We start from the raw sequence: 13384 nt of genomic DNA, 5'->3' as shown, positions 1-13384 counted from the left end.
GCCGCCTTTTTCAGTCGCGAATCCGGGCGGCGGCAAACCCCGCGATTTCCGCCAGAACGCGCTCCGGCGCTTCTTCATGCGCGATATGGCCCACCCCATCCAGCCGCAGCAGCCGTGCATCGGGCATCGCACCCGCCGCCCGTTCCGCCACGGCCAGCGGAACCGCGCTGTCTTCGGTCCCGTGCAGGAACAGCGCCGGCACCTCGATCTCCGGCAGCGCGCGGGTCAACTCCTCCAGCGACCATGCCGCCATCATCGCCAGCGTGCCTTCGACATGTTTCCGGTCGGAAATCAGCCGCTGGTAAAGCCGCAGCCCCTCCTCGCTCAGCTCCGTCCCCGACGTGCCGACCAGATTGCGCACGCTGGCCATCGATGCGCCGCCCCGCGCCAGCAGCAGGCCCGCAAACGGGTTCAGCACCAGCGCCTTGGCCATGATCGGAAACAGCCAGCCCGCCGCCCCCTTGAAGTTTTCCAGGGCGCCGTTGATGATCACGACCCCCTGCGGCGGCACCGCCATCGTCCGCGCCAGTTGCAGCGCCACGGCGGAGCCCGCGGAATGCCCGACGATAAGCCGCGGCTCCGCCTCCAGATGCGCCAGCAACGCGGCGACGTCCAGCGCCACCGCCGGCAGGCCCGACCGCCCCCGCGCACCGGTTCGGGTAAACCCATGCCCCGGCAGGTCCAGCGCGATCACCCGGTGTTGCCTGGCCAGTTCAGGCATCACCTCGCGCCATGAATGGCTGGATGCGCCCGCCCCGTGCAGCAAAAGCAGATCGGGACCATCCCCCATGATCTGCACATGCCACCGATGCGGGGCGGCGGCGACGATCCGGCTATGGCCGACCAGCGGCCAGTCATCCGGCACCACCCCTTTGGCGGGGTGCGGGGGCGCCGCGCGCGCGGGATCGTCCGCGGCGGCGCTCATCCCGCGGGCTCCAGCGCCCCGTCTACCGCGCGCGACAGCATGCGCGCATCGGCGCGCGGCAGTGCCAGATAGGGCGTTCCCATTTCCCGGGCCAGATCGTTCAGCCCGGGCGCGGGCCGGTTGCCCATGTCGATGACGATCCCGGGAACCCCCCGCGCCCTCAGCGCCCGGGCCATCAGGGCCGCGTCCTCCGCCGCCCGTGCCCGGCTCGGCGTACCGTCCAGCGCCACATTCGCGCGCCCGTCGGTCAACAGCGCGACGGAGGGCGTCATCCCCTTGCTGCGCGCCAGCAAACACATCTCCAGCGCGCCTTTCAGACCCGCGGCCAGCGGCGTGCCGCCGCCACCGGGCAGGCTTCCCAGCCGCCGCTTGGTCTGCACCAGCGACCGGGTGGGCGGCAACAGCACCTCCGCCCCGTCGCCGCGAAACGCAATCAGCGCGACGTAATCGCGGCGCGCATAAGCCTCCGACAACAGCAATTCCACCGCGCCCTTCGCTTCGGCCAGACGTGACAGCGCGGCCGAGCCCGACGCATCGACCACGAAGATGATCGCCCTGTCGGAGCGCTCTTCGAATTGCCGAAGCCTGATGTCGCTGACACGGATATGAAGCCGGTCGGCATCGCCGCTTGCCTGCCGCCGGATCGGTTGCCATGGCGCCGCGGCGCGCAGGGTCGCGACCAGATCAACCCGGGCCTCGCCGCCCGGGTGCCCCGGCCGGGAGGGCATGGGCCGCCCGCGCCGGTTGCCTTTCTTCCGCGCCCCGGTGCCGGCGCTGCCCGTGGCGGCGCGCGCGGCCTTTCCGGCCTCCAGCCGGTCCAGAAGATCGGGGGGCAGCATTGCCCGGGCGGCTTCCAGCAGGATCTCCTGCGGTATGGCTTCGGGCTGCGTGCTCTCGTCGCTGTCGTCGGGCGGCTCCGGCGGCTCGGGCGTGTCCGGCTCGGCCGGGTCTTCCTCTTCCTCCTCCGCGGGCGGCGCGGGGATCTGCGTGGCCCGCGGCGCCAGCACCAGTTCGACGGCCACGATCAGGTCCGGCTCGTCCACCTCGCTCTCACCCGACAATGCCGCCGCCGCCCGCGCAACCGCCAGTGCAAGCAGCGGTGCCCGAAGCGACCGGACGCCCAGCCGATGCGCAACCTCCGCGATTTCCGTAATCGCGGTATCGGGCAGGGTGACGCGGGGCAGAAGCGCGCGCGCCTCGGCCAGCGCGCCCGGATCCATTGCCAGCGGCGGGGCGTCCCCCAATGCAAGATCGGACAGGTCCAGATGGATCGCCACCCGGTCCGCAAGCGCGCCGGCCAGCGTCTCATCGGGCTCCGCGCCTTCGTCCAGCGCGACAAGGGACAGCCCGTCTTGCCGGTCCAGCGCGGCGGCCAGCCGCGCGGCAAGCCCGGGCGTGGTGCGTTCCGCCATCGGCAGGATCAACACCGACGGCTGCGAAAGAATGCCTTCGGTCCGGCTCAGTTGTCCGCTGGCCAGCGTCGCCGCCAGATCGACGCCGCCGAAAAGCGCATCGTCTCCGATATTGGGGTGCAATCGGCGCGGATTTCGACCCTGAACCGCAAGATAGAGACCATCCATGAATCGGTCCCGCACCGGGCCGGACCGGGCGCGAAGCCAGATGCCGCCCAAACCGGCAGGGTCCAGCGCAAAGCAGGCAAGCGCCAGATTGGCGTTGGTCCAGCGCTGGTCATTGCCGTTCACCCAAGCACCTCCTCCACCTGCCGGGCCACCCGCGTCGTGCTGCCGGCCTCGTCCAGCGGATCCCGCCGCAGGCGGTGCCTGAGCGCCGAAGCCGCCACCGATCGCAGATGGTCCCGCGTGACCGATGTCGCGCCGTCGAACGCGGCAAGCGCGCGCGCGGCGCGCAACAGCGTCAACTCTCCACGCAGCCCGTCCGAGCCAAGCGCCACGCATAACTCGGCGCAATCCCGCAGCACGTTTTCCGAAGCCTCGATGCCGGCGAGCGCCTCCCGCGCGGCCACGATCCTGCCGCGCAAGGCCATGTCATCCGCGCGCCATGCCCCGCCGAAACTGGCGCGATCCCGGTCAAACGCATCCCGGCGCTTGACCACTTCGATCCGCACATCGATATCCGTGGGCGAGGTCACCTCCACCGACAGGCCGAACCGGTCCAGAAGCTGGGGCCGCAATTCGCCTTCCTCCGGATTGCCCGACCCGACCAGCACAAACCGCGCCGCATGGCGGATCGAAAGCCCCTCGCGCTCCACCACGTTTTCGCCCGACTGGGCCACATCCAGCAGCAGATCGACCAGATGATCCTCCAGCAGGTTCACCTCGTCGATGTAGAGATAGCCGCGATTGGCCCGCGCCAGCAGGCCCGGCTCGAACGCCTTTTCGCCCTGGGTCAGCGCCCGTTCGATATCAAGCGCCCCCACCACCCGATCCTCGGTCGCGCCAAGCGGCAGGTCGATCACCGGCGTCGGTTTCTCGATCAGGCCGCTGTCCTTGAGATTGGCCCAGTCCGGCACATCCTCCGCGCGGGCCGAGTTCACCGGGCATCCGGCCACCGCCATGATCGGCGGCAGCAGCGCCGCCAGCCCGCGCACGGCGGTCGATTTCCCGGTGCCCCGATCCCCGAACACCAGAACGCCGCCGATGCCGGGGTCGATCGCGGTCAGGATCATGGCTTGTTTCATTTCCTCCTGGCCGACAATGGCCGAAAACGGAAAAGCGTTGGTCATGTAAAGTCAGGCCTTTTTGGTCGTCTGAAGGGGCACGCGCCCCTCCCATGTTCCGGTCACGTCATCGACGCTGAATCGAGCATACAATTCCTCGGAAAACCAGCGCTCCTCTCGCACGGCCCTGATTGCCCGCGCATGGGGGCCGTCGGCGCGGGCAAAACCGGCCATGGTCGCGGCGTCGGGCCAGATTGAAAAGGTCACCTGATGCAGCAGGGGCACCTCCCCCACGCCGATCTTGAACATCACATTCGGGTCTTCGCCGATCACCTGGCTGATATCGGGCACCCGCCGCCAGAATCGCAGCGCGACGGAGGGTTTCAGCGTCGCGCGGGTCAGTGCCGCGATCGGCCCGTCAATCGGCGCATCAGATGTCTCGAACGGCGCCTGCCCCGACCACGCCCCGCGCGCCGACCGGCTGCCGAGATAAAGCGTGCAGGTCTCGCTGGCCATCGCGGCATAGCGGCGGAACACCCGCGCTTGGTCCATCACCCGGCGCGCCGTCCCGGCATCGGGCCAGGTTGCCAGTATCGCATAGACGCCCGTGTTCGGGATCGGCGTGAAACCCTCCCCGGTGCCCGACCCGCAGAGCTTGAAAAACCCGATCTCGGGCAGCGCCTTCAGCGCGAATCGGGCCGTCGCCATTTGCCCGAATGCCCACAGGCGCGCGGCGAGGCTGTCGAAGCGGTACAGGCTCAGGGTCACGGCTTGCATGGTCGCATCCTCAAATATGTCAGATTTATCTGACAGTCTTCGGCTAACCCGATCAGACGAAAGGAGAGTCAGGTCATCCGCTGAAGGCCAGCCGATGCCGTATTGTAAATCCAACTAGACAGATTATGCTAGCGACATGATGATCGAGGACGCCCCGCACCCCCATTCCGAAACCGCCATCGTCATCGGCGCGGGCCTCGGCGGCCTGTCCGCGGCCATGCGGCTGGGCGCCAAGGGCTATCGTGTCATGCTGATCGACCGGCTTGACCGGGCGGGTGGGCGCGGCTCCTCGCTCACCCGGAACGGGCACCGTTTCGATCTGGGGCCCACGATCGTCACCGTGCCGCAGGTGTTCGAACAGCTCTGGGCGGAATGCGGCCGCGATTTTCACGCCGATGTCGATCTCAGGCCGATGGATCCCTATTACGAGATCCGCTGGGATGACGGGTCGCGCTTCGCCGTGCGCCAGGATGAAGAGGCGATGCTGGCCGAGGTGGCGCGCCTTTCTCCCGGTGACGTGCCGGGCTACCGGAAGTTCCTGATCGACAGCGAACGCCGCTATCAGTTCGGCTTCGAAGGTCTTGGCCGCAGACCGATGAACAGACTGATGGATCTGATCCGGGAGATCCCCGGCTTCGTGCGATACCGCGCCGACAAATCCGTCTATGCCCATGCCGCCGCGAGGGTGAAGGATCCGCGCCTGCGTATGGCCCTGTCCTTCCATCCGCTGTTCATCGGCGGCGACCCGCTTCATGTGACGTCGATGTATATTCTCGTCAGTTATCTGGAGAAGGAGTTCGGCGTCCATTACGCGATGGGCGGCGTTCAGGCGATGGCCGATGCCATGGTCCGCGTGATCCAAGATCAGGGCGGCACCGTCCGGCTGGGCGAGGAGATCGATGAAATCCTTGTGGAAAACGGCCGCGCCACCGGTATCCGCACACATGACGGAGAGATCCTGCGGGCGGGCATCGTCGTCTCCAACGCCGATCCCGGCCACACCTATGACCGGCTCCTGCGCAATCACAGGAAGCGCCGCTGGACGCCCGCGCGGCTGAACCGCGCCCGCTGGTCCATGGGCCTGTTCGTCTGGTATTTCGGCACCCGTGGCACCGCCGGGAAATGGTCCGATGTCGGGCACCACACGATCCTGAACAGCCCGCGCTACAAGGGTCTGCTGCACGATATCTTCATGAAACGGCATCTTGCCGAGGACATGTCGATCTATCTCCACCGGCCGTCGGTCACCGATCCGTCCTGCGCGCCGGAGGGGGATGACACCTTCTATGCGCTCTCGCCTGTGCCCAATCTGCATGGCGCCGGATCCGTCGACTGGGCCGAACAGGTCGAAGCCTATCGTCAGAACATGGCGCAGGTTCTGGAGGACAAGCTGCTGCCCGGGTTCGCCGACCGTCTCAGCGCAAGCGAGGTGTTCACGCCCGATACGTTCCAGTCCCGCTATCTCAGCCCCCATGGCGCCGGGTTCTCGCTGGAACCGCGGATCTTCCAAAGCGCCTGGTTCCGGCCGCACAATATCTCCGAGGAGGTCGAAAACCTTTATCTGGTCGGTGCGGGGACCCATCCGGGCGCAGGCATTCCAAGCGTGGTGACCTCCTCCGAGGTCCTGTCCCAGCTTGTGCCCGACGCGCCCCGCTCCATGTCCGAGACTGAAACGAAAGTCGCCGCCGAATGACGAATGCCGCCGATCTGGCGCATTGCCGCGAGGCGATCCGCGAAGGCTCCTATTCCTTCCACGCGGCGTCGAAACTGCTGCCCGCCCATGTCCGCGACCCGGCTCTGGCGCTTTATGCCTTCTGCCGTCTGGCCGATGACGAGGTGGACCTGAACAGCCAGAAACCCGCCGCGGTCCTGCGGCTCCGCGACCGGCTCGATCTGGCCTATGCGGGAACGCCCCGGAACGCTCCGGCCGACCGCGCCTTTGCCGCGCTGATCGAGCAGTTCGAGATGCCGCGTGCCCTGCCCGAGGCGCTTCTGGAGGGTCTCGCATGGGACGGGATGGAACGGCGCTACGCGACGATCAGCGATCTGCGCGGTTATTCGGCCCGTGTCGCCTCCGCCGTGGGGGCGATGATGTGTGTGCTCATGGGGGTGCGGGACGAACACGCGCTGGCGCGGGCCTGCGATCTGGGCGTGGCGATGCAGCTGACCAATATCGCCCGCGATGTGGGCGAAGATGCGCGCGCCGGGCGGCTTTATCTGCCGACCGAGATGATGGAGGCCGAGCGCCTTGATCCCGAGGCGTTTCTGGCGAACCCGGTCATGACACCCCGGCTGGCGAAGATCATCCGCCGCCTGCTGGTGGAGGCGGACCGGCTCTATTATCGCTCCGAACCCGGCATCGCATGTCTGCCCCTTTCGGTTCGCCCCGGAATATACGCCGCGCGCCATATCTATGCCGGTATCGGCAAGTCCCTGAAACGAAGGGGATATGACAGCATCACCATGCGTGCCCACACCACGCGCGGGCAGAAACTGGGCTGGCTCGGCCTGTCTGTTTTGCACGCGGGCGCCTCCTGCGTCATGCCGGGCAGTGCCGTGATCTACGCCAAGCCGCTCCCCGAAGTCGCTTTCCTTGTGGAGGCGGCGGCCCGCCGGGTGCCGGATCGCAGCACATGGGGCGACGGCGTCATTTCCCTCTTTGCGCAACTCGAAGCGCGGGATCAGTTACAACGCTCATTGGAATAGTGACGCGGATACTCTATGTCCCTTCCATGGACTGGGGTCTTTTCGCCATATTTCTCGCCGCCTGCTGCGCGGCTGCCGCCACCGGGTCGATGTTTTCGCCCGGCGACTGGTATCGCAATCTTGCCAAACCGGTCTGGACCCCACCCAACTGGCTTTTCCCTCTGGCATGGACCACGCTTTACATCTGTGCCGCGGTTGCCGCCGCCCGCATCGCGGTTCTGGAGGGGAATGCCTATGGCATGGCGTTCTGGGCGATGCAGATTGCCTTCAACACGCTCTGGACGCCGATCTTCTTCGGCCTTCGCCGGATCAAGACCGCCTTCTTCATCATGATCGGCCTCTGGATCGGCGTCGCCGGCACCATGATCAGCTTCTTCGCGCTCGACACCATCGCGGGGCTTCTCTTCGTGCCGTATCTGCTCTGGGTCACCGTCGCCGGAGCGCTGAACCTGTCGGTCTGGCGCCTGAACCCCGGAGAGGCGAACGCCGCACCGGCAAATTGATCTACAATTGATATACCCAAGGACACGAAAAAGGGCGCCACGATGGGCGCCCTTTTTGTCGATCGGGGACCGGGAAACTCAGGCGAGCGACCGCTCCACCTCTTCCCGCTCGAAGATTTCGATCACATCGCCTGCGCGAATGTCATCATAGTTCTCGAACGCCATGCCGCATTCCTGACCCGACTGAACTTCCTTCACTTCATCCTTGAAGCGTTTCAGGGTTTTCAGCGTGCCTTCATGGATCACGACGTTGTCGCGCAGCAGGCGCACCCCGGCGGAGCGGCGGGCCACACCCTCGGTCACGAGACAGCCCGCAACATTGCCCACACCGGTGACGCGGAAGACCTCCTTGATCTCCGCATAGCCGATGAAGTTCTCGCGAACTTCGGCCGACAGCAGGCCGGATGCGGCTGCTTTCACATCGTCCACAAGGTCGTAAATCACTGAATAATAGCGAATTTCGACGCCCTTCTGGTTGGCGGTGTTCCGTGCGGGCGCATTGGCACGCACGTTGAAGCCGATAACCGGCGCGCCCGAGGCCTCGGCCAGGCCCACATCGGATTCGGTGATCGCGCCCACGCCGGAATGCAGCACGCGCACGCGCACCTCGTCATTGCCGATCTTCTCCATGGCCTGAATGATCGCTTCGGCAGAGCCCTGCACATCGGCTTTCACCAGGATCGGCAGCTCCGAGACGTTCTCGTCTTCCTTGGCTTTCGCCAGAAGTTGATCCAACGTCGTCGCGGCGCCGGCGGCGGCACGTTTTTCCTTGGCCGCATTCTCGCGGTATTCCGCGATCTCGCGGGCCTGCGCCTCGGTATCCACCACGTTCAGAACGTCGCCCGCTTCGGGCGTTCCGTTCAGACCCAGAACCTCGACCGGCACCGACGGCCCGGCCTCGGATACGCGGTCACCCTTGTCGTTGATCAGCGCGCGGACCTTGCCCCACTGCTCCCCGACAACAAAGATATCCCCTTGTTTCAGCGTACCATTCTGCACCAGAACGGTGGCAACAGGGCCCCGGCCCACGTCAAGCTGCGCCTCGATCACGGCGCCGGATGCGGCCCGCTCGGGGTTCGCTTTCAGTTCCAGGATTTCCGATTGCAGCGCGATGGCTTCCAACAGCTCATCGAGCCCCTGACCGGAGATCGCGGAGACCTCGACATCCTGCACGTCGCCCGACATCTTCTCGACGACCACCTCATGCTGAAGCAGATCGGTCCGAACCTTGTCGGGGTTGGCATCGGGCTTGTCGATCTTGTTGATCGCCACGATCATCGGCACTTCGGCCGCCTTGGCGTGGTTGATCGCCTCCACGGTCTGCGGCATCACCGCGTCATCCGCGGCAACAACAAGCACAACGATATCCGTTACCTGCGCGCCCCGGGCCCGCATGGACGTAAACGCGGCGTGGCCGGGTGTATCCAGGAAACTGAGAAGCGCACCGCTGTCGGTCTTCACCTGATAGGCGCCGATATGCTGGGTGATGCCACCGGCCTCTCCGGCCACGACCTTGGCGTTCCGGATCGCGTCCAGAAGCGAGGTCTTGCCGTGGTCCACATGGCCCATGATGGTGATCACCGGCGGGCGCGGCTGAAGGTCTTCTTCCTTGTCCTCGACCTGGTCGATCACATCTTCCACGTCGGAATCGGAAACCCGCACCACCTTGTGGCCGAATTCCTCCACGATCAGTTCGGCTGTATCGGCATCGATCGGCTGGTTCTGGGTGACCATCAATCCGTTCTGCATCAACGCCTTGACGACATCGGCAACCCGCTCCGCCATACGGTTGGCAAGCTCGGACACGATGATCGTTTCCGGCACCTGCACGTCGCGCGTGACCTTTTCCCGCTCGACATTCCCGCCCATCGCCTTCTGGCGCTGGCGTTCCTGCTTGCGCTTCATCGCGGCCATGCTGCGCTGGCGGCCACCTTCGCCCCCGGTGAGGGCCTGGTTGAGCGTCAGCTTGCCGGAGCGGCGGCCACCGTCACGGTCGCCCTTGCCTGCGCCGCGGTCGCGCTTGTCGTCGCGTTCGTTGTCCTTACGCGCCGGAGCGGAGGAGGGCTTTCCGCCGCCGCGCGACCCGGTCGGTTCGACAGGTGCGGCAGGGGCTTCGGCCACGGCCTCGGGCGCGTTGCGGCGCGCGTCCTCATCCGCCTTGCGGCGGGCATCTTCCTCGGCCTTGGCTTTCAGCGCTTCTTCGCGCTCGCGCTCTTCGCGTTCCTTGGCCTCGATCTCGGCACGCTTGCGCGCACGCTCTTCTTCGCGGTCTTTCTCTTCCTGCGCGCGGCGCTGCGCATCCTCGACCTCGCGGGCCTTTGCGGCCTGCAGGGCCTTCAGACGGCGCTCCATCTCGCTGTCAGATACACCACTGGGGCGCGTATTCCCTTCGGCCTGCGCGGCCGCGGCCGTGCCCGGCTTGGGGACCATCACGCGCTTGCGCTTGGTTTCGACCACGACACTTTTGGTGCGTCCGCGTGAAAAACTCTGGTTCACACGTCCGCTGCGGGCGCCGCCCGACAAGCCAAGGGGTTTCTTTCCGTCTTGATCGCTCATGCGTTCTTCGTATCCTTCCCGGCGGCGGTTCCGCCGTTTGCCTTACGCAGGCCTTGCAGCTTTGCCGCTTCCTCTACAACACGCGCAGTGAGTCCACCAGCGGCAAGCGCGCCATGTATCACACTTTGGCGTCCGAATGCCAAACCCAATTCAGTTGCCGTCAAACAGCCGAAAAAACGGCCCCCTTCAGGCGTCCAGAGCTTTGATTTGCCGCGTTCCGACCCGTCGGAGGCCTGCAGCAGCACCTTGGCCCGCCCTTCGGCCAGCCAGCTCTTCACTTTTTCAAACCCGGCGACCGCGTAACCGCCCTTGCGGCTGAGCGCGATCAGATCGGTGAGGCGCCGGGTCAGGACGGTCTCTGTCTGGTCGAGCAGGTCGGCCGGCACCGTCACCTGCATCTTCGCACCGCGCGAAAACAGGTTCTTTTTCACAGCAAGCTCCAGAGCGGCCCGATCGGCGCTGACCCAGATGCCCCGCCCCGGCAGGCGTTCCAGAACATCCGGCACAACCTGCCCCTCGGGGCCGACCACAAATCGGATCAGACCGCCCTTCGGCTGCGTCTCTCCGGTGGCGATACAGCGCCTTTCGGCCTCATCGCGGATCTTGGTCCGGCCGCCGCGGGTCATTCCGCGTCTCTCCGAGGCCTGCGATCAGGCCCCGGCCTCCTCGGCTTCGGCGATGCTCTCGGCCACGGCTTCCGCATCAGCGGCGGCCTTGGCCTCAAGCTCTTCGATGGTCACCCAGCCCAGTTGCAGGCGCGCGGTCATCACCATGTTCTGCGCCTCCTCAAGGCTGACATCGAAGCTTTCCAGAACGCCGTCATCCTTCACGCGCTCGCCGTTGACGGTTGTCCATCCGCCCGCAAGCTCCCAATCGGCGCAGGTGGCGAAATCATCCAGCGTCTTCACGCCGTCCTCGCCAAGGGCCACAAGCATCTGGGGTGTCAGCCCCTCGAAATCAATGAGGCTCTGTTCGACACCCAGTTCCTTGGCCTTCTCCAGCGCTAGCTTGTTCTGTTCGTCGAGGTAATCCCGGGCGCGGGCCTGAAGCTCCTGCGCCGTGGCTTCGTCGACACCGTCGATGACCAGAAGCTCGTCCTGCTCCACATAGGCAACCTCTTCCAGAGAGGTGAAGCCTTCAGAGACCAGAAGCTGGGCAAAGAACTCGTCCAGATCAAGGGTGTCCATGAAGATTTTCGTGCGCTCGGCAAACTCGGCCTGACGACGCGCGCTTTCCTCTTCCTCGGTCAGGATGTCGATATCCAGCCCGGTCAGCTGGCTGGCCAGGCGGACGTTCTGGCCGCGCCGTCCGATCGCAAGGCTCAACTGTTCGTCGGGCACCACGACCTCGATCCGCTCGGCTTCCTCATCGAGCACGACCTTGGTCACCTCCGCCGGCTGCAGGGCGTTCACAAGGAAGGTGGGTGCGTCTTCGTTCCACGGGATGATGTCGATCTTCTCACCCTGCAACTCGTTGACGACGGCCTGAACGCGGCTGCCGCGCATCCCGACACAGGCCCCGACCGGGTCGATCGAGCTGTCATAGGAGATCACGGCGATCTTGGCGCGGGATCCCGGGTCGCGGGCAACGGCCTTGATCTCGATGATCCCATCGTAGATCTCGGGCACTTCCATCTTGAAAAGCTCTGCCATGAATTCCGGCGCGGTACGGCTGAGGAAAATCTGCGGACCCCGCGTTTCCCGACGCACGTCCTTGATGTAGCACCGGATCCGGTCGTTCGGGCGATAGCTTTCGCGGCCGATCTTCTCGTTCCGGCGCAGCACGCCTTCTCCGCGGCCGATATCGACGATGACATTGCCGTATTCCTCCCGCTTGACGACACCGTTGATGATGGTGCCCGCGCGGTCCTGGAATTCCTCGAACTGGCGGTCGCGTTCGGCCTCGCGGACCTTCTGCAGGATCACCTGCTTGGCCGATTGCGCGGCGATCCGGCCCATTTCAACGGGGGGCACTTCGTCGATCAGTTCGTCTCCGACGGCGGCGTCCTCCTTGAACGGCTTCGCCTCCTCCACCGTGAGTTCGGTGAAGTGATTCTCGACCTCGTCCACAACCGTGCGGACACGGGTGAAAGTGGCCTTGCCGGTCTTGCGGTCGATCGACACGCGGATATCCAGCTCGGAGCCGTAGCGCGACTTGGCCGCCCGGGCGAGGCTTTCCTCCATCGCCTCGACCACCAGTTCCGGGTCGATCATCTTTTCACGCGCCACGGCCTCGGCGGTCTGCAGAAGCTCCAGCTGGTTTGCTGATGTAATTGCCATGGGTCTAGTCCTCCGCCTCACCGGCTTCTTCGGTTTCTATCTCGTCAAATTCGGTTTCATCGATGATGCCCGCCGCCTTGCGCTGGCGAAGCATCTCGGTGATCAGCTCGTCGGTCAGCACCAGCTTCGCGTCGCTCAGCCAGTCGAAATGCAATCCGATCGTGCCCTCATCCACATTGATCAGGACTTCATCGCCCTCGACACCGGCCAGCACACCCTTGAACCGGCGGCGCCCGTCGATCAGCTGGGTCGTCTCAAGCTTGACCTCGTAGCCCTCGAAGGTCTCGAAATCCTTCAGCCGGGTCAGGGGCCGGTCGATGCCGGGGCTTGAAACTTCCAGCGTGTAGGCATCCTCCAGCGGATCCTCCACATCAAGCGTCGCACTGACGGCGGTGGAGATCTGCGCGCATTCGTCCACTTCGATCCCGCCTTCGGGGCGCTCGGCCATGATCTGCAGCGTGTTGGTCTTGCCGCCCATCAGCCGGATGCGCACCACTTCGAACCCCATGTCTTCGATGACCGGGGTCAGGATCTCCGCCATCCGGCGGTCGATGGATGTTTTGGCAACAAGGTCAGACATTCTATCCAGGCACAAAAAAACGGGCGCGCGGCCCGTTACACTTCTCCGGTGGAGCGTCGGGGGTGGAGGCCGACGCGCCGCTGTTGACCCGGATATAGGGGGAATCACCGGGCGGCGCAAGTCATCCACATTCGACCCGCGTAATAATGCCGTCTTCATCATGGATGACGTTCAGACGTTCGGGGCTGTAATCCATCGTCACGGCATCATCCGGCCCGTAAACGCGCATCGGTGCGGGAAATGTCATCGCGGCCAGCACATCGCGATGCTCGCCGATCAGGGCCTGCCAGCCTGAGGCGCCGCAGGCATCCGTCGCGCCGAGAGACTCTGGGTCGTCGCCCACGCCTTGCTCCTGGCAGGCGGCGAGTGCCATGAACGGGACAATCACAAGTGCGAAACGCATCCGCTTATCTCCATTGC

General features: G+C 65.4%; 12 protein-coding genes. 3 read left to right on the top strand and 9 right to left on the bottom strand.

From position 1 onward, the window contains the following. Positions 1-10: 10 nt before the first annotated feature. From bchO to crtA, 4 genes are read right to left on the bottom strand one after another with little or no spacing between them, the layout of a single operon-like run. Positions 11-925, bottom strand: a complete 915-nt coding sequence (bchO, locus tag ACQ651_RS16075; RefSeq protein WP_430449833.1) for an alpha/beta fold hydrolase BchO — start codon at positions 923-925, stop codon at positions 11-13. Then, the gene (locus ACQ651_RS16070) at positions 922-2628 is read right to left on the bottom strand and encodes a magnesium chelatase subunit D (protein ID WP_430449832.1); all 1707 of its coding nucleotides are present in this window, start codon (positions 2626-2628) and stop codon (positions 922-924) included. Before ACQ651_RS16070 ends, bchO begins: the two co-directional genes overlap by 4 nt. Further along, entirely contained in the window at positions 2625-3629 is a 1005-nt protein-coding gene (gene bchI, locus ACQ651_RS16065) for a magnesium chelatase ATPase subunit I (protein WP_227285635.1), read from the bottom strand. The genes ACQ651_RS16070 and bchI overlap by 4 nt, the downstream gene beginning before the upstream one ends. Positions 3630-3635: 6 nt before the next feature. Next, positions 3636-4340, bottom strand: coding sequence for a spheroidene monooxygenase (crtA, locus tag ACQ651_RS16060; protein ID WP_375551173.1), 705 nt, complete (start codon positions 4338-4340; stop codon positions 3636-3638). A 139-nt stretch (positions 4341-4479) separates the two neighbouring features. Here crtA and ACQ651_RS16055 point away from each other — a divergent pair, with 139 nt between their 5' ends. The 3 genes from ACQ651_RS16055 to tspO are packed head-to-tail and all read left to right on the top strand — an operon-like array spanning position 4480 to position 7549. Next, positions 4480-6033, top strand: coding sequence for a phytoene desaturase (locus tag ACQ651_RS16055; RefSeq protein ID WP_430450340.1), 1554 nt, complete (start codon positions 4480-4482; stop codon positions 6031-6033). Continuing rightward, entirely contained in the window at positions 6030-7046 is a 1017-nt protein-coding gene (gene crtB / locus ACQ651_RS16050; protein WP_430449831.1) for a 15-cis-phytoene synthase, read from the top strand. The genes ACQ651_RS16055 and crtB overlap by 4 nt, the downstream gene beginning before the upstream one ends. 26 nt (positions 7047-7072) lie before the next feature. Then, positions 7073-7549, top strand: a complete 477-nt coding sequence (tspO, locus tag ACQ651_RS16045) for a tryptophan-rich sensory protein TspO (RefSeq protein ID WP_227285638.1) — start codon at positions 7073-7075, stop codon at positions 7547-7549. A gap of 78 nt (positions 7550-7627) precedes the next feature. Here the strand turns inward: tspO and infB are convergent, their stop codons facing one another. The 5 genes from infB to ACQ651_RS16020 all read right to left on the bottom strand — a co-directional run bounded on the left by infB (position 7628) and on the right by ACQ651_RS16020 (position 13367). Further along, positions 7628-10105: a translation initiation factor IF-2 gene (gene infB / locus ACQ651_RS16040; RefSeq protein WP_430449830.1), complete on the bottom strand. Its 2478-nt coding sequence runs from the start codon at positions 10103-10105 to the stop codon at positions 7628-7630. After that, the gene (locus tag ACQ651_RS16035; RefSeq protein ID WP_430449829.1) at positions 10102-10731 is read right to left on the bottom strand and encodes an RNA-binding protein; all 630 of its coding nucleotides are present in this window, start codon (positions 10729-10731) and stop codon (positions 10102-10104) included. The genes infB and ACQ651_RS16035 overlap by 4 nt, the downstream gene beginning before the upstream one ends. A gap of 24 nt (positions 10732-10755) precedes the next feature. Next, complete coding sequence (nusA, locus tag ACQ651_RS16030; RefSeq protein ID WP_121897540.1) at positions 10756-12384, bottom strand: transcription termination factor NusA; 1629 nt, start codon at positions 12382-12384, stop codon at positions 10756-10758. Between the two features lie 4 nt (positions 12385-12388). Continuing rightward, positions 12389-12964, bottom strand: coding sequence for a ribosome maturation factor RimP (gene rimP / locus ACQ651_RS16025; protein ID WP_227285641.1), 576 nt, complete (start codon positions 12962-12964; stop codon positions 12389-12391). A gap of 121 nt (positions 12965-13085) precedes the next feature. Continuing rightward, on the bottom strand, positions 13086-13367 hold the full coding sequence (locus ACQ651_RS16020; protein ID WP_227285642.1) for an I78 family peptidase inhibitor: 282 nt from the start codon (positions 13365-13367) through the stop codon (positions 13086-13088). Between the last annotated feature and the right edge of the window lie 17 nt (positions 13368-13384).

The organism is Rhodophyticola sp. (assembly GCF_965284195.1).
Taxonomy (GTDB): Bacteria; Pseudomonadota; Alphaproteobacteria; order Rhodobacterales; family Rhodobacteraceae; genus Rhodophyticola.
Note: the sequence above shows the minus strand (reverse complement) of the source record. Positions and strands in the feature narration are given on the sequence as shown.